Origin of the sequence: Salmonella sp. SJTUF15581 (assembly GCF_043356775.1) — a bacterium.
Lineage (GTDB): Bacteria > Pseudomonadota > Gammaproteobacteria > Enterobacterales > Enterobacteriaceae > Salmonella > Salmonella enterica.
Genome location: NZ_JBEUJY010000005.1, coordinates 198,753 through 217,771, shown reverse-complemented (window position 1 = coordinate 217,771; position 19,019 = coordinate 198,753). Strand labels below are relative to the sequence as shown.

14 protein-coding genes are annotated in these 19,019 nt (G+C 54.6%); 5 read left to right on the top strand and 9 right to left on the bottom strand.

Features of this window, described 5'->3' with window-relative positions; translation table 11 throughout:
* Nucleotides 1-100 precede the first annotated feature (100 nt).
* Entirely contained in the window at nucleotides 101-1,483 is a 1,383-nt protein-coding gene (locus ABVN36_RS11670; protein WP_000834259.1) for a glycoside-pentoside-hexuronide family transporter, read from the top strand.
* A gap of 11 nt (nucleotides 1,484-1,494) precedes the next feature.
* Nucleotides 1,495-3,813, top strand: coding sequence for an alpha-xylosidase (gene yicI / locus ABVN36_RS11665; RefSeq protein WP_000702994.1), 2,319 nt, complete (start codon nucleotides 1,495-1,497; stop codon nucleotides 3,811-3,813).
* 102 nt (nucleotides 3,814-3,915) lie between these two features.
* Here yicI and ABVN36_RS11660 read toward each other — a convergent pair whose 3' ends face one another.
* Nucleotides 3,916-5,625 (bottom strand): AsmA family protein, encoded by a 1,710-nt coding sequence (locus tag ABVN36_RS11660; RefSeq protein WP_000766672.1) that lies wholly within the window; start codon nucleotides 5,623-5,625, stop codon nucleotides 3,916-3,918.
* 120 nt (nucleotides 5,626-5,745) lie between these two features.
* The gene (xanP, locus tag ABVN36_RS11655; RefSeq protein WP_000115428.1) at nucleotides 5,746-7,137 is read right to left on the bottom strand and encodes a xanthine/proton symporter XanP; all 1,392 of its coding nucleotides are present in this window, start codon (nucleotides 7,135-7,137) and stop codon (nucleotides 5,746-5,748) included.
* 227 nt (nucleotides 7,138-7,364) lie between these two features.
* Here xanP and gltS point away from each other — a divergent pair, with 227 nt between their 5' ends.
* Nucleotides 7,365-8,570, top strand: coding sequence for a sodium/glutamate symporter (gene gltS, locus ABVN36_RS11650; RefSeq protein WP_000462256.1), 1,206 nt, complete (start codon nucleotides 7,365-7,367; stop codon nucleotides 8,568-8,570).
* Nucleotides 8,571-8,572: 2 nt separating this feature from the next.
* Nucleotides 8,573-9,424 carry a hypothetical protein gene (locus ABVN36_RS11645; RefSeq protein WP_000745471.1) on the top strand — a complete coding sequence of 284 codons (852 nt, stop codon included), beginning with the start codon at nucleotides 8,573-8,575 and terminating at the stop codon, nucleotides 9,422-9,424.
* A 2-nt stretch (nucleotides 9,425-9,426) separates the two neighbouring features.
* Here ABVN36_RS11645 and recG read toward each other — a convergent pair whose 3' ends face one another.
* Genes recG through gmk form a run of 5 tightly spaced genes read right to left on the bottom strand, consistent with a single transcriptional unit; the run spans nucleotide 9,427 to nucleotide 15,291 of the window.
* On the bottom strand, nucleotides 9,427-11,508 hold the full coding sequence (gene recG / locus ABVN36_RS11640; protein WP_000016748.1) for an ATP-dependent DNA helicase RecG: 2,082 nt from the start codon (nucleotides 11,506-11,508) through the stop codon (nucleotides 9,427-9,429).
* Nucleotides 11,509-11,513: 5 nt separating this feature from the next.
* Nucleotides 11,514-12,203 (bottom strand): tRNA (guanosine(18)-2'-O)-methyltransferase TrmH, encoded by a 690-nt coding sequence (gene trmH, locus ABVN36_RS11635; protein WP_001068436.1) that lies wholly within the window; start codon nucleotides 12,201-12,203, stop codon nucleotides 11,514-11,516.
* Nucleotides 12,204-12,207: 4 nt separating this feature from the next.
* Complete coding sequence (gene spoT / locus ABVN36_RS11630; RefSeq protein WP_000280481.1) at nucleotides 12,208-14,319, bottom strand: bifunctional GTP diphosphokinase/guanosine-3',5'-bis pyrophosphate 3'-pyrophosphohydrolase; 2,112 nt, start codon at nucleotides 14,317-14,319, stop codon at nucleotides 12,208-12,210.
* 18 nt (nucleotides 14,320-14,337) lie between these two features.
* A complete protein-coding gene (rpoZ, locus tag ABVN36_RS11625; RefSeq protein WP_000135058.1) occupies nucleotides 14,338-14,613 on the bottom strand; it encodes a DNA-directed RNA polymerase subunit omega in 276 nt (91 codons plus the stop codon).
* Between the two features lie 54 nt (nucleotides 14,614-14,667).
* Nucleotides 14,668-15,291 carry a guanylate kinase gene (gene gmk, locus ABVN36_RS11620; protein WP_000046966.1) on the bottom strand — a complete coding sequence of 208 codons (624 nt, stop codon included), beginning with the start codon at nucleotides 15,289-15,291 and terminating at the stop codon, nucleotides 14,668-14,670.
* 256 nt (nucleotides 15,292-15,547) lie between these two features.
* On the opposite strand from gmk, the gene ligB reads away from it, so the two are divergent.
* On the top strand, nucleotides 15,548-17,233 hold the full coding sequence (ligB, locus tag ABVN36_RS11615) for an NAD-dependent DNA ligase LigB (RefSeq protein ID WP_023138290.1): 1,686 nt from the start codon (nucleotides 15,548-15,550) through the stop codon (nucleotides 17,231-17,233).
* Here the strand turns inward: ligB and ABVN36_RS11610 are convergent.
* Together ABVN36_RS11610 and ABVN36_RS11605 are read right to left on the bottom strand one after the other, a co-directional pair.
* Nucleotides 17,230-17,847, bottom strand: a complete 618-nt coding sequence (locus ABVN36_RS11610) for a trimeric intracellular cation channel family protein (RefSeq protein ID WP_000924334.1) — start codon at nucleotides 17,845-17,847, stop codon at nucleotides 17,230-17,232. The genes ligB and ABVN36_RS11610 overlap by 4 nt on opposite strands.
* Before the next feature lie 250 nt (nucleotides 17,848-18,097).
* A complete protein-coding gene (locus tag ABVN36_RS11605; RefSeq protein WP_023138289.1) occupies nucleotides 18,098-18,979 on the bottom strand; it encodes an HARLDQ motif MBL-fold protein in 882 nt (293 codons plus the stop codon).
* Nucleotides 18,980-19,019 lie beyond the last annotated feature (40 nt).

Here is a 19,019-nt window from a genome sequence, read left to right as displayed (position 1 = left end):
GTAATTTGATAACTAAATAACGGAATATTCACGCTCGCAGGGAAGGTTTACAAAAACTGTAACCGGTATCAGTGAGCGTTGTGAGCGTTAAGGATGCGTAATGAAAAGTGAGATTCTCTCCGTTAAGGAGAAGATTGGCTATGGTATGGGCGATGCCGCGAGCCACATCATCTTTGATAACGTCATGTTATATATGATGTTCTTCTATACCGATATTTTCGGCATTCCCGCTGGTTTTGTTGGCACCATGTTTTTACTGGCGCGTGCGCTTGATGCCATCTCCGACCCTTGCATGGGCCTGCTGGCCGACCGCACCCGCTCTCGCTGGGGCAAATTCCGACCCTGGGTGCTGTTTGGCGCGTTGCCGTTTGGTATCGTTTGTGTGCTGGCTTATAGCACGCCGGATCTCAGTCTGAACGGCAAAATGATTTATGCCGCCATCACCTACACGTTGCTCACCCTTCTGTACACTGTGGTCAACATCCCTTACTGCGCGTTGGGGGGTGTAATAACCAATGACCCAACGCAGCGTATCTCCCTGCAATCCTGGCGCTTTGTGCTGGCAACGGCGGGCGGAATGCTTTCTACCGTACTGATGATGCCTCTGGTGAAACTGATTGGCGGCGAGAATAAGGCGCTGGGCTTCCAGGGGGGTATCGCGGCGCTCTCGGTGGTGGCGTTCCTGATGCTGGCGTTCTGCTTCTTTACCACCAAAGAGCGCGTTGAAGCGCCTGCCACCCATACCTCCATGCGTGAAGACCTGCGTGATATCTGGCACAACGACCAGTGGCGCATAGTCGGCCTGCTCACCATCCTGAATATTCTGGCGGTATGCGTGCGCGGCGGGGCGATGATGTATTACGTCACCTGGATATTGGGCAAACCGGGCGTGTTTGTCGCCTTCCTCACCACCTATTGCGTCGGCAACCTGATTGGCTCGGCGCTGGCAAAACCGTTGACCGACTGGAAATGCAAAGTGAGCGTTTTCTGGTGGACCAATGCTTTACTCGCAGTAATCAGCGTGGCGATGTTCTTCGTACCGATGCACGCCACGATCGCTATGTTCGTCTTTATCTTTGTGATTGGCGTATTGCACCAGTTAGTCACGCCTATCCAGTGGGTGATGATGTCTGACACCGTCGACTACGGCGAATGGTGTAACGGCAAACGCCTGACGGGGATCAGTTTTGCCGGCACGTTGTTCGTGCTGAAACTGGGTCTTGCCCTCGGCGGGGCGCTGATTGGCTGGATGCTGGCAGGCGGCGGTTACGACGCGGCGGCGAAAACGCAAAACAGCGCCACGATCAGCATCATCATCGCTCTGTTCACTATCGTCCCGGCCATCTGTTATCTGCTGAGCGCCGCGATCGCTAAACGCTACTACACCCTGAAAAGCCCGTTCCTGAAAACCATTCTGGAGCAACTGGCGCAGGGCGCACACCGCAACGAACAAGAATTTACCCATAAAGAATTGCAAAACTAAAGGAACAGACTATGAAAATTAGCGACGGAAACTGGCTGATCCAGCCTGGCCTTAATTTGATTCACCCGGTTCAGGTGTTCGACGTTGAACAGCACGGGAATGAGATGGTGATCTATGCCGCGCCGCGTGATGTCCGCGAACGTACCTGGCAACTGGATACCCCGTTGTTTACCCTGCGCTTTTTCTCGCCGCAGGAAGGAGTGATAGGTGTACGGATGGAACACTTCCAGGGCGCTTTGGATAACGGCCCACATTATCCGCTCAATGTCTTGCAAGATATCAACGTAGAGATGCAGAACAACGCTGAATTTGCCGAACTCAAGAGCGGCAGCCTGAGCGTGCGCGTCACCAAAGGCGAGCTCTGGTCTCTGGATTTTCTGCGTAACGGTGTACGTATCACCGGTAGTCAGTTGAAAAATAACGGCTATGTGCAGGACACCAACAGCGGGCGCAACTACATGTTCGAGCGTCTGGATCTCGGCGTGGGCGAAACCGTCTACGGGCTTGGCGAGCGTTTTACCGCACTGGTGCGCAACGGTCAGACGGTGGAGACCTGGAACCGCGACGGCGGCACCAGCACCGAGCAATCGTACAAGAATATCCCGTTCTATATCACCAACCGTGGCTACGGTGTGCTGGTGAATCATCCGCAGTGCGTGTCGTTTGAAATTGGCTCCGAGAAAGTCTCCAAAGTTCAGTTCAGCGTCGAGAGCGAGTATCTGGAATACTTCGTCATCGACGGCCCGACCCCGAAAGACGTGCTGAACCGCTATACCCAATTTACGGGTCGTCCGGCGCTGCCGCCCGCCTGGTCGTTTGGCCTGTGGCTGACCACCTCATTCACCACCAACTACGACGAAGCGACCGTTAACAGCTTTATCGACGGTATGGCCGAGCGCAATCTGCCGCTGCACGTCTTCCACTTCGACTGTTTCTGGATGAAAGCTTTTCAGTGGTGCGATTTTGAATGGGACCCGGTGACTTTCCCCGATCCGAAAGGGATGATTCGCCGCCTGAAAGCGAAAGGGCTGAAAGTCTGCGTGTGGATTAACCCCTACATCGGCCAGAAATCCCCGGTCTTCCAGGAGCTGAAAGAGAAAGGGTATTTACTTAAACGCCCGGACGGCTCCTTGTGGCAGTGGGATAAATGGCAGCCGGGACTGGCGATTTACGACTTTACCAACCCGCAAGCCTGCGAATGGTATGCCGACAAGCTGAAGGGCCTGGTGGAGATGGGAGTGGACTGCTTCAAAACTGACTTCGGCGAACGCATTCCAACGGATGTGCAGTGGTTTGATGGTTCAGATCCACAGAAAATGCACAACCATTATGCCTACATCTACAACGAACTGGTGTGGAACGTGCTGAAAGAGACCGTGGGCGTTGAAGAGGCGGTGCTGTTCGCCCGTTCCGCCTCGGTGGGCGCGCAACAGTTCCCGGTGCACTGGGGCGGCGACTGCTACGCCAACTACGAATCGATGGCGGAAAGCCTGCGCGGCGGGCTGTCCATCGGCCTGTCAGGGTTTGGCTTCTGGAGCCATGATATTGGCGGATTCGAGAATACCGCGCCGGCGCATGTCTACAAGCGTTGGTGCGCATTCGGCTTGCTCTCCAGCCACAGCCGCCTGCACGGTAGCAAATCCTACCGGGTTCCGTGGGCCTATGACGACGAGTCCTGTGACGTGGTGCGCTTCTTCACCGAACAGAAGTGCCGGATGATGCCGTATCTGTATCGGGAAGCGGCGCGCGCCAACGAAGCCGGTACGCCAATGATGCGGGCGATGATGCTGGAGTTCCCGGACGATCCGGCGTGTGATTATCTTGATCGCCAGTACATGCTGGGAGATGCGGTCATGGTAGCGCCGGTATTTAGTGAAGCGGGCGACGTGGAGTTCTACCTGCCAGAAGGCCGCTGGACGCACCTGTGGCGCAACGATGAAGTGCAGGGCAGCCGCTGGCATAAACAGCAGCATGACTTCCTGAGTCTGCCAGTGTACGTGCGTGACAATACACTACTGGCGCTGGGCAACAATAGCCAGAAGCCCGATTACGCCTGGCATGAGGGTACGGCCTTCCAGTTATTCCATCTGGATGACGGCTGCGAAGCGGTCTGCGAAGTCCCTGCTACGGATGGTTCGACAATCTTTACGCTGCAGGCGAAACGCACAGGCAATACTATTACGGTGAGCGGCGAAGGCAAGGCGCGCAACTGGACGCTGTGTCTGCGTAATATTACGCAGATTAGCGGTACCAAATGCGGCTCATATGCGGGAAGTGAACTGGGCGTAGTGGTCACCCCGCAGGGAAATGAAGTGGTGATTACGCTTTAAATCTGAATCGCCGGATGGCGCCGTGAGCTGCGCTTATCCGGCCTACAAATGAGCAAGAACCGTAAGCCCGGTAAGCGCCATCGCCACCGGGCAAGCCCTCAATTACAGCGTTGGCTCCGTTGACGTAACTTCACCGCCGGACACCACGCCCGCTTGCATCGTCTGTGTTATCTGCTGCTTTTGTGCGTTGACCGCGTGTAATTGCCCGTTTACCGTCGGTTTCAACGGCGCATCGGCCTGAATATTGCCGCTGGCCGTGAGCTGAATATTGCCATCGCCAGCAATCGGTAATGCCGGCCAGCCCCACTGCTGTAGCACATCCATTGGTACGCCGCGTCCGTTCAGGCTGATTTGCGTCTGACGCTGCGGCAGTTGCGATACGCTGGCAGTGGCTTCCAGTATCCCTTTTCCAGTAAACGCGCTCAGATCGCTGATGTTGACCGTGCTGGCATTAGCCGTCAACGACAGCGACGGGCGGCGCACGTCCACACGGTTAAAGGTTGCCGCTGCGGCGTTGAGGGTCGCATTGCCGCTCCAGACGCCCCATTGATGATGTTGTACCAGCTCCAGGTTTGCGCCGTAGCCGTCCAGGGCGGTGATTTGCCACGGGAAGGCCGGGTCGATATCAATCACCAGATTGCGGCTGGCGCTGAATTTTTTCAGCGTCAGGCTGTTCAGCCAGTCGGGCAACGGCTTCATCCATAACTGCTTCCAGTTTTCCGGCAGCGTATACTCCAGCCCGGCGATAGCGGTATCGTCCAGAATAAGCGCTTTGCCTTCGCGTAACCAGGCGCCGGAAGTTCTGACCATACCGCCTTCCCAGCGGGTGGTGAACTGGCGTAGCGCAACGCCCTGTGGTGAAAATTCGGCGTTCAGGATTGGATCGAGCAAGTGCAGCGAGCCGTAAATAAACTCGCTGGCGTTCATCGATAATTTACCTTCCTGACTTTGCCAGTCTTCTTTGTGCAGAGTCAGATTGCGCAAACTCAGGTCAAGATCGGTGACTGCCCAGTCTGGTCCTTGCAGGCTGGAATCCGTCACTTCAAGACGACCAATCTGCAAAGATGGAACCGTAGTAAGCGGCGCGAAAAACTCGCTCAGGGATTTATCGCTTTGTAACCGAATATCATTCAGCCGCAGATTTTCAACGACCCAACTACCATCAGCGTTACGTCGGGCGACGCCGGTTAACGCTCCGCGCGCCATATCGGCGCCGACGGTGTTTAACATCACCTGATTATGGTCGATACTGCCTTCAATAAGCACATTAGTGGCGGGAACGTCGTTTAACGTCAGCGAACCGGCGCTCAGTTGGATCTGGGCTTTATTGCCTAATACCCGACCGGCTTCGGGGCGCCAGGGCATAACGCCGCCGTTAACGCGCTGGGCGCTCAACCGCCATTCGCTGCCGGGACTATTGAGCGCCATATTGCGAAGTTGCAGGCGGTCGGCCTCAAACGGGAAAGGGGCGGTTTGCACTGAAATATTCAGCGTGCCGTCCTGTAACAGGATCGTGTCGACATGCAGCGGCGCGGTTAACTGGCGAATGCTCAGACCGATATCTACGGTTTTCGCGACCAGGGTAGCAGGCTGACCATCACGACCAAAGGTCACATTCTCCAGTAAAAGATGGGATGGGGCGGAAAAACGATGATCCATCACGTCGAATGTGAGGTGATAACCGCTGTTCTCTGATACCCAGTTGCTGACATGATCTGCGCCCCAGCGCGTTTGCAGCAGAAAATAAAAGCCGAAAATCACCACTACACAGGCGATCAGCACGTAGAGAAGCAACCTCCCAATCAATTTCATGGTCTTCCATCCCGTGAAATGCACATAGGGGATTTATGCACGATTTGCGTGCAATCCTCAAGACAGGAATGGTGAAAGAGCGTTACAGCAGCGGCGAATCGTGTCGCCGCCGCAGGGTTTTTACGGTTTTTCCGGCGGGAGAATCAGATTCAGCACGATAGCCGTGATACCGCCAGCGGCAATTCCGGATGAGAGCAGATTTTTCACCCATTCCGGCGCGAACTGCAGGATCTGCGGCTGTTGCGAGACGCCAAGACCCACGGCCAGCGACAGGGCGATAATCAGAATCGCGCGGCGGTTCAGTGGCTCACGCGAGACAATACGCACGCCGGAGGCGGCAATGGTGCCGAACATCACCAACGTGGCGCCGCCGAGCACCGGTTCCGGGATATGCTGCACAAAACCGCTTACCGCCGGGAACAGGCCGAGCACAATCAGCATCAGCGCGACGACAAATCCCACATAGCGACTGGCGACGCCGGTCAACTGAATTACGCCGTTGTTCTGACCGAAACAGGAATTCGGGAACGTATTAAATACCGCTGAAACAAATGAGTTCAGGCCGTTAGCCAGTACGCCGCCCTTTAGCCGTTTCATGTACAAGGGGCCGGATACCGGCTGCTCGGAGACATCAGAGGTGGCGGTGATGTCGCCGATGGTCTCCAGCGACGTAATCATAAAGACCAGCATCAACGGCAGTAACAGGTTCCAGTCAATGCCCAGACCATAATACAGCGGGGTCGGCACCATCAGGATGTCCTGTGAGACCGGCGCGTTATTCTCAGGCAACATGCCCATAAACCAGGCCAAAAGATAGCCAGCCGCCATGGCAATAACCAAAGAAGCCACGCGCAGGTAGGGATTACGCTGCCGATTCAGCAGGATAATAATGGCCAGGACGACGCCGGCCAGCAGCAGGTTTTTCGGTGCGCCAAAGGTGTTGTCGCTCATTGCGGCATAGCCGCCGCCGATGGAGGTTAGCCCCACCTGAATCAGCGACAGGCCAATAATCATTACCACGACGCCGGAGACTAACGGCGTGATAATCCGGCGCGCCAGATGTAGAATGCGAGAAAGCACCATCTCGGTGCAGCTTGCCAGCATCAGCGTGCCGAACAGCGCCGCCATCATCGTCGGGACGTCCGCGCCGCCGGTTTTCAGCGCGGTACCGCCCATAATCAGCGGGGCGACAAAGTTAAAACTGGTTCCCTGGATGGATAACAGCCCCGATCCTACCGGCCCCCACGCTTTGATTTGAATAATAGAGGCTACGCCGGAGGCGAACAGCGACATGCTGATAATGTGTTGCGTATCCTGCGCCGGTAAACCCAACGCCTGGCAGATTAACAGCGCTGGCGTGATTACCGCGACAAACATGGCCAGCAGATGCTGACAAGCGGCAAAAAGGGTTTGAGGGAGCGGCGGGCGATCTTCAAGACGGTAAATTAATTCGCTGTTTTGCGTCTGCGCAACCGGTTGCGCATCTGCCGGCTCGATGGCGTTAACGGACATCAGGGACATTCTCGTGGTGGAAAAGCGGTGATTTTATCTGACCAGATGGTAAAAGCAAACGATTGCGAGCGAATATTCTTAATATTTAAAAAAGATAAATGCACCTTTTTATATAACTTTTTGCCTTTTTCTGCTTAAAATCCATGCCGAAGACTCGCAAAGAGCTAAAAAACTGACTCAGGAAATGATTTGTGCGCACGTGTCACAGCGCACTACAGGAGCTTTAAATGTTTGAACTCGATACCTTATCGACCCTTGTCGCCGCCACGCTGGTGCTGCTACTGGGTCGCAAGCTGGTCCAGTCTGTCTCCTTACTGAAGAAATATACGATTCCGGAGCCGGTGGCAGGGGGGTTACTGGTCGCGGTTGCTCTGCTGGTACTGAAAAAAAGCGTCGGTTGGGAGGTCAACTTTGATATGACCCTGCGCGATCCGTTGATGCTGGCGTTTTTCGCGACGATCGGCCTTAACGCGAACCTTGCCAGCCTGCGCAAGGGGGGACGCGTTGTTGGCGTCTTCCTGGTCGTCGTGGTCGGATTACTGCTGATGCAGAATGCCATCGGTATCGGCATGGCGAGTCTGTTGGGGCTGGACCCGTTAATGGGGCTGATTGCCGGGTCAATTACGCTGTCCGGCGGACACGGTACCGGCGCGGCGTGGAGTAAACTGTTTGTCGAACGTTATGGTTTTGCCAGTGCCACCGAAGTTGCAATGGCATGTGCAACCTTTGGTCTGGTGCTGGGCGGGTTGATTGGCGGCCCGGTAGCGCGTTATCTGGTGAAACACTCCACCACGCCGGATGGAATGCCTGACGATCAGGCCGTGCCGACAGCCTTTGAAAAGCCGGATGTGGGTCGTATGATCACCTCTCTGGTGCTAATCGAAACTATCGCCCTGATTGCTATCTGTCTGACCGTGGGCAAAATCGTAGCGCAGCTACTGGCGGGAACGGTGCTTGAACTGCCGGTCTTCGTTTGTGTGCTATTTGTTGGGGTGATCCTCAGCAATGGCCTGGCGCTGGTGGGTTTTTATCGCGTATTTGAGCGTGCTGTTTCGGTGCTGGGGAACGTGAGTTTGTCACTGTTCCTGGCAATGGCGCTGATGAGCCTGAAGCTGTGGGAACTGGCGTCGCTGGCGCTGCCGATGCTGGCGATTCTGGTGGTACAGACCATCTTCATGGCGCTGTACGCGATCTTCGTCACCTGGCGTATGATGGGGAAAAACTATGATGCGGCGGTGCTGGCGGCGGGTCACTGCGGTTTTGGCCTTGGCGCAACGCCGACCGCCATTGCTAATATGCAGGCGATTACCGACCGTTTTGGCCCCTCGCATATGGCGTTCCTGGTGGTGCCGATGGTCGGCGCGTTCTTTATCGATATCGTCAATGCGTTAGTGATCAAGCTGTACCTGATGCTGCCAATGTTTGCCGGATAAAGATGAAAAAACGTTGCCGTCAACCTGAAACCCTGCGTGAACGCTGCCGTCATATTTTTGGCGATGAGCCGCCGGTTCTTAACGTGTGGGAAGCGGAGTTTGACTATGCCGATGCTGAGTTGCAGGCGCTGGCGGCGACGGACTGGCGGCAGATTACCGATTGGCATCTGAGCGTTTATTATGTGCTGAATCTGGTTTATCACGAGCCGATGCAGCCGGAATTGTTTCGTTATCTGTTTCCGCTGTGCCTTGCCTGTTGGCGCGAAACGCTGTTAACCCATGGCTATGGCGATCACTTCGAGGAGTCTTTCCTGCGCGCGTTACGGCGGCCTTATCTCTGGCGGGAAATGATGGATGCCGTTCAGCGTCAGCAGGTACGGCATTTTTTGCTGGAGACCATGCTGGCGCGAATCAATCACGAGCGCGGTTTCAACTCTCCGCTGACCTGGCTGGATACCTTCAATGCTCTCGGCGGCATTGCGCCGTTTATCCGTTCGCTCTGGAATCAGTGGTGGTTACTGGATACGCCGGGTAAAGCGGTATGCGCGTTGCAGTACGCCGCACATTTAATTTATCCGGTAGAGGTTAACCCGCTTTGGCCAGAAGGCTCGTGGCAGTGGCAACCGCCATTAGGTGCGACGAAAGAACCGTGGTTGGAAAATAATCTGGCGTTTTTAACCCGGCAGTTAACGTCGGAGATGATCCTCGACGGGGTGCAGAAGGCGGCGGAAATGCTGCGGGACGAGCCGGAGAGTGCGATGGCAACGCGTATCTCGCGCGATGCCCTGGCAGCCCAGGACGTTATCGCTATCCAGATTGAGGATCTTCTGTCGGCTCTGTCGCGCGGCGAATAGGATTAGGCGTTGGAATAACGTTCGGTTTCCGGCATCCAGCGCTCAATCAGCGCTTGTGCCTGCTGCGGATAACGTTCGTGAATATGACGGGCAATACGCTGAACTTCGGGGATCATGGCTTGATCGCGCAGCAAATCAGCTACTTTAAATTCGGCATTACCCGTCTGGCGCGTGCCCAGTAATTCCCCCGGGCCGCGAATCTCTAAATCTTTTTGTGCAATCACAAAGCCGTCGTTGCTGTCGCGCAATACCTGTAAACGCTTCTGCGCCGTTTTCGACAACGGCGATTTATAGAGCAGCACGCAGTGCGACGCGACCGCGCCACGGCCAACGCGCCCTCTGAGCTGGTGTAACTGCGCCAGGCCCAGTCGCTCCGGGTTTTCAATAATCATCAGGCTGGCGTTAGGAACATCGACCCCCACCTCAATCACCGTAGTGGCGACCAGCAGATGCAGTTCACCCTGCTTAAAGGCCTGCATCACCGCCTGTTTTTCGGCGGGCTTCATGCGGCCGTGTACCAGGCCAATATTCAACTCCGGCAGCGCCAGCTTGAGCTCCTCCCAGGTGGCTTCCGCCGCCTGCGCTTCCAGCAGGTCAGATTCTTCAATCAGCGTACAGACCCAGTAGGCCTGACGGCCTTCGGTTGTGCAGGCGTTGCGCACACGATCAATGATTTCATGGCGACGGGTATCCGGAATCGCAACGGTAGTGACAGGGGTACGGCCCGGCGGTAGCTCGTCAATCACCGAGGTATCGAGATCGGCGTAGGCAGTCATCGCCAGGGTGCGCGGAATGGGCGTTGCGGTCATAATCAACTGATGCGGATGAAAGCCCTGTTGTTGGCCTTTTTCCCACAATGCCAGCCGCTGGTGGACGCCAAAGCGGTGCTGCTCATCGATAATGACCAGCGCCAGCCCGTTAAACTGCACCTGTTCCTGAAAGATAGCGTGGGTGCCGACAATCATCTGCACCTGACCGCTGGCAATAGCCTCTTGCTGCGCCTGACGCGCTTTACCTTTTTGCTTACCCGCCAGCCAACCCACTTCAACGCCCAACGGTTCGAACCAGTTGCGGAAATTATTTGCGTGCTGTTCAGCCAGCAATTCGGTCGGCGCCATCAGCGCCACCTGCTTACCATGAGCGATGGCGCGTAGCGCCGCCAGGGCGGCAACCAGCGTTTTCCCTGAACCGACGTCGCCCTGAACCAGACGCATCATCGGCACATCCAGCGCCATATCACGTTCGATCTCTGCCACCACCCGCGCCTGCGCGCTGGTGGGTTTAAACGGCAACGACGCCAGCAGCTTGTCTTTCAATATGTTGTTGGTACTTAGCGGCTGAGCGTGATAGCGCTGCGCGCCTGCGCGAAGCGCCAGCATACTGAGGTTATGCGCCAGTAGCTCTTCAAGAATAAGCCGCCGCTGCGCCGGGTGTTTGCCGGTTTCTAAATCGGCGAGCTGGAGCGTCGGCGGCGGGCGATGCAAGGTACGTAGCGCCTCCGGCAGGCTCATCATACCCTGCGCCAGTTCCGGCGGCAGTAGTTCGGCAATGGCGCAGGTGTCGAGCAACTCCAGCGCCTGATCGGTAAGCTTGCGCAGTGTCGCTTGCTTCACGCCCTCGGTGGTCGGATAGACGGGGGTGAGCGTTTCCTGAAGTTCCGGCGTGCTGAGATCGCCCTGCAGGCGATATTCCGGATGGATCATCTCTGCGCCATACTTGCCGCGCTTCGCTTCCCCGTAGGCCAGCACACGTCGTCCCGTCGCCAGGCTGTTTTTCATCGCCGCGTTAAAATTGAAAAAGCGCATGGTAAGAATGCCGGAACCGTCGCTAATCTGGCAGGTCATCATCCGACGACCGCCGAAAGTGATATTGCAGTTCAGCACTTCACCTTCAACGGTGGCGTAGATGCCAGGCAGCAGTTCGCCAATAGGGTAGAGATGGGTACGGTCTTCGTAACGCAGAGGGAGGTGGAGCAGGAGGTCCTGCACGGTATGCAGGCCAATTTTCGCCAGTTTACTGCTTTGCGCTGCGCCGACGCCTGTCAGGGAATTGAGCGGAACAGCGTCTAACAAGCGGCCTGACATGGTGATTACCCTGCCGCCTGCATCGTCGCCCACCAGTCAGCATCGGCGTCGATTTCGCCCTGCTGATTGACGCGAGGATAAGGCAGACCTTTACGTTTAGCGACTTTCGCCAGCACCGGATAACCACCCTCAAACAGCAGGCGCTGCTGTTCATCTTCCGGCAACATGCTATTTTCACGCAGATACATGCCCGCGTTCTGCCGCTGGCGCTGGGCTTCATAAAGAATGAGCGCGGAGGCGACGGAAACGTTCAGCGACTGTACCATACCGATCATCGGAATGATGATATCCCGATCCGCCAGGTCTAATGCTTCCTGCGTAATACCGGTTTTCTCCTGACCCATCAGAATACAGGTCGGGCGCGTGTAATCAATCTCGCGAAAGTCTACGGCCTTATCAGAAAGATGGGTTGCCAGAATCTGCATTCCCCGACCTTTCAAATGGGCTACCGCATCGCCAATGGTACGGTGAGTTTTCACCTGTACCCAACTGTTGCTGCCCGCCGCCGCGGAAGCCATGGTGCGCATCCGGCTACCTGGCCAGATAGCATGGACTTCATGGACGCCAACGGCATCTGCGGTACGAATGATTGCAGAAACGTTATGAGGTTTGTGGACTTGCTCCATGCAGACCGTGAGATCAGGCTGACGCCTGGCGAGCATTTCGCATATACGCGCATAACGTTTTGGATTCATAGCGCTAGTTTCGGTTACGGGTGACTTTAATAACGTCTGGCATCACGCGGATTTTGCGCATGATATTCGCCAGATGTACGCGATCGCGTGCGGTAAGGCGAATAAAGGTACTATAGACGCGACCATCTTTCTCTTCAGTATTCAGGCTTTGAATATTGGAGGTGGTGGTATTAATCGCCGCCGTCAGGTTAGCCAGCGCGCCCTGATGGTTAAACATTTCCACCTTGATTTCGGTAATGAATTCCTGCTCCGTCTCTTTGTCCCATTCGACCGCCATAAATTTCTCTGGCTCTTTCTGGTATCCACGGATATTACGGCAGGATTCATGGTGGATCACCAGTCCTTTACCTGGGCTGACGTGAGCGATGATCGGGTCGCCTGGGATCGGACGACAACACTTCGCAAAGGTGATAAGCACACCATCCGCGCCTTTAATCGGCAGGTGGCCGTGATTCGATTGCGCAACGGTCGGCACCACGGCTTCGCCTTGCTGCAGATTTTTCGCGACCACTACGCTCATCGCGTTGCCGAGACCGATTTCCGCCAGCAGATCGTCAAGCGTTGCCAGCTTCATACGATCCAGTTCGCGCTGAATATTTTCCTGCGGAATTTCCGCCAGCTTACGACTACCGCCTAAAGCATGGTTAAGCAGACGACGGCCCAGGCTTACGGAGTCATCACGTTTGAGGTTTTTCAGCAACTGACGAATTTTAGCGCGCGCTTTAGAGCTGACGACAAAGTTCAGCCAGGCGGCGTTGGGACGCGCGCCCGGCGCGGTAATAATTTCGACGGTCTGACCGCTGCTAAGCGGCTGCGACAGCGGATAAGGCTGGCGGTCGACACGCGCGCCGACGCAGGCGTGGCCGATGTCAGTATGCACTGCATAGGCAAAATCCACCGGCGTAGCGCCAGCGGGCAGTTCGACAATGCGCCCTTCCGGGGTGAAAACGTAAATCTCATCCGGGAAGAGATCGGATTTTACGCTTTCGATAAATTCAAACGAACTACCGGCGCTCTGTTGTAGCTCCAGCAGGCTCTGCATCCAGCGCTGGGCGCGGATCTGCGCCGTGGTGCTGGTCTCACCGTGTTCTTTATACGCCCAGTGCGCCGCGACCCCCATTTCCGCCATCTGATCCATGTCTTCGGTACGGATCTGGACTTCAACAGGAACGCCGTGCGGACCGATCATTGAGGTGTGCAAAGACTGATAGCCGTTCGCTTTGGGAATGGCAATATAGTCTTTCACCCGTCCCGGACGCGGCTTATAGAGACTGTGCATCTGGCCGAGTACGCGATAGCAGGTATCGGAATCATGAACGATGACGCGGAAAGCGTAAATGTCCATGATCGAGTGAAAACGCTGCTCTTTGAGCACCATTTTGCAGTAGATCGAGTAAAGATGTTTTTCGCGACCGCTAACGCGACACGGAATTCCCGCCTCTTGCAAACGTCCTTCGATTTCAGAGAGGATTTTTTGGATCATCTCTTTACGGTTGCCGCGCGCCGCTTTTACCACTTCTTTGATGACGCGGTAACGATTGGGATACAGCGCTTCAAAGCCCAGCTCTTCCAGCTCGGTTTTGATGTGATGAATACCTAAACGGTGCGCCAGAGGACTGTAGATTTCCAGCGTTTCACGGGCAATACGACGACGTTTATCCGGGCGTAACGAGCCCAGCGTGCGCATGTTATGGGTACGGTCAGCAAGCTTAATGAGAATGACGCGGATATCCTGCACCATCGCCATAATCATTTTGCGAAAGTTTTCGGCCTGCGCCTCTTTCTTATCGCGGAACTTGAGCTTATCAAGCTTAGACACCCCCTCTACCAGCTCGGCAACGCTTTTACCGAAAAGCTGTTCCATGTCCTGATAGGTGGCGGGGGTATCTTCAATCACGTCATGCAGCAGAGCGGCCATCAACGTTTCGTAGTCGAGTTTCATCTCGGCCAGAATACAGGCCACCGCTACCGGGTGCGTGATATAGGGTTCACCGCTTGAACGTGTCTGGCCCTCGTGAGCGTCACGTGCAACGAGATACGCCTGCCGAAGACGCTTAATCTGGTCTTCCGGCAGGTAGGTTTGAATCAGTTGATTCAGGCTTTCAAACAGATACAAGGGCGACCCGCTTTGTGATTAACGACGACCTTCAGCAATAGCGGTAACGGCTTGTAATTCAGCGGCTTCCTGCTCTTGCTGTTCCTGGCGCTCGCGGACGTCAAGGATCTGGTTGTTAATCAGACCTTCTTCGATTTCGCGCAGCGCGATAACGGTAGTTTTATCGTTTTCTTCCGGTACCAGCGGATCCTTTCCGCCTACCTGCATCTGACGAGCGCGACGCGCGGCGACCAGTACCAGGTCAAAACGGTTACCAATTTTCTCTACAGCGTCCTGAACAGTTACGCGTGCCATACTTAAAATGCTCCACAGGTGAAGAAATGACTGGGCATGATACTGAAAGTGGGTTCAGTCTGCCAACAATTTGCTGATTAAAGCGTCATGACGCTGCTTTTGGCGGCTCATACGCAGACGTTCAGCGCGAATGATGGTTTTCAAGTCGCTTAACGCGGTATCAAAGTCGTCATTCACAATAAGATAATCATATTCGGCGTAATGGCTCATTTCTGCAACCGCTTGCGCCATTCGTTTGGCAATGACTTCTTCGCTATCTTGCCCGCGGCCGCGTAAACGGCGATCCAATTCGATCTTTGATGGCGGCAAAATAAAAATGCTGCGTGCTTGCGGCATCTTTTCGCGAATTTGCTGGGCGCCCTGCCAGTCGATATCCAGAAAAACATCAACGCCGGTTGCCAGCACTTGCTCAATGGTTTCGCGCGAAGTGCCGTAGTAATTGCCAAACACTTCCGCGTGCTCCAGAAACGCCTCCCTGCCAATCATGGTTTTAAACTCATCATGATTTACAAAGAAATAGTGCTCACCGTGCACTTCACCCGGACGCGGCGCGCGCGTGGTATGTGAAACGGAAACCTGAGTGTCATACAACGGTTGGGTTTTTAATAAAGCCTGAATCAGGCTGGATTTACCCGCGCCACTGGGGGCAGAAACAATATAAAGCGTACCTTGAGCCATGAGTATCTTACGTCTGTGATTATCGAAATAGAGCCTTGATACGGGCTTATTATACACATCGCCGTTATGCGACGTAGTCTTTGTCACACTTTTTGCGCCAGATTATTGCATTTTGCGTCCCTTTTTCCGCTTTTATCGCGTCGTTGCAGCAACCCACCAAAAAATCTGGAAAGCGGCTCGGATGATGCATTTTTACCTGTCGGTTTTTATTCACTAAAGCGCTATACCTGCCTGGCAATGTGCGCAGGAGGTCGTGATGAGATTATGGAAAAGTATGGCGTGGGGAATTTTATTGTGGCATTCGCAGAGTGGGGCGCTTTGCCCGGCCTGGCCGCCAGCAAGGGCCGCTGAAGAAATCGCCCGTTTACAGCAACAGCTCGCTGACTGGAATGACATCTACTGGAAACAAGGTGTTAGCGCGGTTGACGATAGTGTGTACGACCAACTCAGCGCAAGGCTGGTTCAGTGGCAACGCTGTGTTGGTCAGGATGTTTTATCTACTCCGGTTTCACCGCCGTTAAACGGTACAACAATGCATCCTGTTGCGCATACGGGCGTACGCAAACTCGCGGACCGACAGGCGGTAGAACAGTGGATGCGCGGGCGCAGCGAGCTTTGGGTACAGCCAAAAGTGGATGGCGTAGCGGTAACGCTGGTTTATCAAAACGGTAAACTGACCAGGGCTATTAGCCGGGGTAACGGACTACAAGGCGAGGACTGGACGCCAAAAATTCGCCTGATCCCCTCTATACCGCAGACAACACAAGGCGCGCTAGCTAACGCGGTGTTGCAGGGCGAAATCTTTCTACAGCGCGAGGGGCATATCCAGCAACGGATGGGCGGGATGAATGCGCGCTCGAAAGTCGCAGGAATGTTAATGCGCCAGGATAACGCCTCCGCGCTAAATTCGTTGGGTATTTTTATTTGGGCGTGGCCGGACGGTCCGGCAAATATGCCCGAAAGATTAAGCCAACTTGCTAAGGCTGGATTCAGTCTGACGAAGAAATATTCCCTGGTGGTAAAAGATGCCAGCGAGGTCGAGCGGGCGCGCCAGTCATGGCTGACGTCAGCGTTACCCTTTGTGACGGATGGCGTAGTGATACGCATGGCTAAAGAACCCGCGTCACAATACTGGCGACCCGGGCAGGGCGACTGGCTGGCAGCATGGAAATATCCGCCAGTAGCGCAGGTCGCGCAAGTGAGCGCTATTCAGTTCTCGGTGGGTAAAAGCGGCAAAATTACCGTAGTAGCGTCGCTTGTCCCCGTTATATTGGATGATAAGCGGGTTCAGCGGGTCAATATCGGCTCTGTGAAACGTTGGGAAGCGTGGGATATCGCGCCGGGCGATCAGATCCTGGTGAGTCTGGCGGGGCAAGGCATTCCCCGGCTTGATGAGGTCGTCTGGCGGAGTCGTGAGCGGAGTAAACCTGTACCGCCTGATAGCCATTTCAACTCGCTGACCTGCTTTTACGCGTCGGCAACGTGTCAGGAACAGTTTATCTCCAGGCTGGTATGGCTGGGGTCACGGTCGGCGTTGGGTCTGGACGGAATGGGCGAAGCCAGCTGGCGGGCCTTGCATCAGACGCATCGCTTTGAGCATATCTTCTCCTGGCTTGCCCTGACGTCAGCGCAAATAGCCAACACGCCAGGCTTTGCTAAAGGAAAAAGCGAGCAGATATGGCGGCAATTTAACCTGGCGCGCCGGCAGTCGTTTACCCGCTGGATCATGGCGATGGATATCCCCTTAACGCAGGCCGCATTACAGGCCAGCGGCGATCTCTCATGGGAGCAGTTATTAATGCGAACAGAGCAACACTGGCGGCAGTTGCCAGCGACGGGCGAGCGCCGTGCCGGGAGAGTTATCGACTGGCGGGATAATCCGCAGATCAAAACGCTGAGCAGATGGCTGGCTGCTCAGCATATTCCCGGATTTGGGTCTTAGTGCCCTTCATGGCGGTAATAAAATACCGGCAGGCCAAGTTTAAGACGTAGCGCTAATAACCTTGCTGTAAAGCCAAACAGTAACGTAGAGATAACGACGACATCCGGATTCATGACGTAATGTTGCAGCGCAATATAGAGCACCGCCGAGGCGAACGAAATGCCGGCATATAGCTCTTTTTGAAACACCAGTGGAATGCGTTTGCAGAACATATCGCGGAGCACGCCGCCAAAGACGCCGGTAGTGACGGCGGCTACCACGGCGATAATTGGCCCTTCGCCCATATCAAGGGCTATCTGAGCGCCAATAATAGAGAAAACCACCAACCCCAGCGCGTCAAGTACCAGGAAAAGCTTGCGTAAATAGGGCATGACGGGGGCAACAATGGTGGTCAATACAGCGGCAGTCGCCACAATAATGACATATTCGGGATGCTTCACCCAACCCAGCGGATAGTGACCGAGCAGAATGTCGCGAACCGAGCCTCCACCAATGGCGGTGGCGGTAGCAATAATAATTACGCCGAATGTATCCATGCGACGACGACCCGCAGCGAGTGCGCCCGTCATGGCCTCGGCAGTGATGCCAATTAAATAAAGAACGTGCAACAGCATGATTTCCCCCTAATTTACTGGGGGCGAAGATTAACGATTTGTGCGCTGTATCACGATTGAGATTTTCTAAGGCATTACGCGATTAATAAATTTTAGTAATGATTTTAAATTTATGATTAATAATTATTTATTATAAATATCAATAAATTGAACATAATCTTTGTGGTTTATTATATACGAGGTTTTTCTGTTTTGACTTAGATAAATTAAATGAACGGCGCCCTGGACGCGCCGCCGGTGAGTCATTTCATTATGGCTGCTGTGCGGTAAGTTGTGTGATGAAGCGCTGACGCGAGCGTTCCACATACTGTTGCAAGCCATTGGAATCAAAGAAAGCCTGTGTATCGCCGTTGCGAAGTTGCTGTCGTTTCTCCAGTAGCCCGAAGCGGTCACCTTTGTTGGCAATAAAGATATCAACATGCTGGGCGGCCAGTGTCTTAAAGCTACTCTGAATATCAGTAACCAGGTCAGGGTAATTTTTGTTGTTAATCAGCAGATAGTCAGGTGTGGCGAGACTATCTGCGTAAATTAGCGTCTTGCCGTTGCGGAGCGTTACGCGCCAGGAGGTTGAGCCGGGTAGATGTCCAGGCGTGAATAGTGCTGTCACGGTTATCCCTCCGAGGCTGATGCTTTCCTGGTTGTGGATAATTTTATCAGTGGTGACGGGCGGGAAGGGGAGCGCATCGCCAAGCGCAAAATCCTCTCGTCCACCCCTCGCCATCTGATCGGCGTTGGGTTGGCTGGCGACCAATTGTGCGCCGCTCCACGCTTTCAAACGTGCCATGCCCCCCGCTTGATCCAGCCGCGCATGGCTATTCAACAGATAGCGCACGTCTGTGAGGCGGAATCCTGCCGCTTCAATATTCGCTTTAATTTGCGGTGCGCTTTCATCCAACCCCGCATCAATAAGAATATGCCCTGCCGGAGTGGTCAGCAGAATAGAAGAGAGATTTTCCGTGCCGACATACCACACGCCTTCTGTGATTTGAAACGGCTTTATAGGCTTAGCCCACGCTTTAAACAGTGATAACGGAGGCGCGGGTGATAACGGTTGTGAAGGATCTAATGCCGCCATGGCAGGAAGTGCTGATGTTGAAAATATACATACAAGGAATAATGCATAGCGATTCATAATGTTCTCCTGATTGAAGCGCCCGCAGTATACCTGGCAG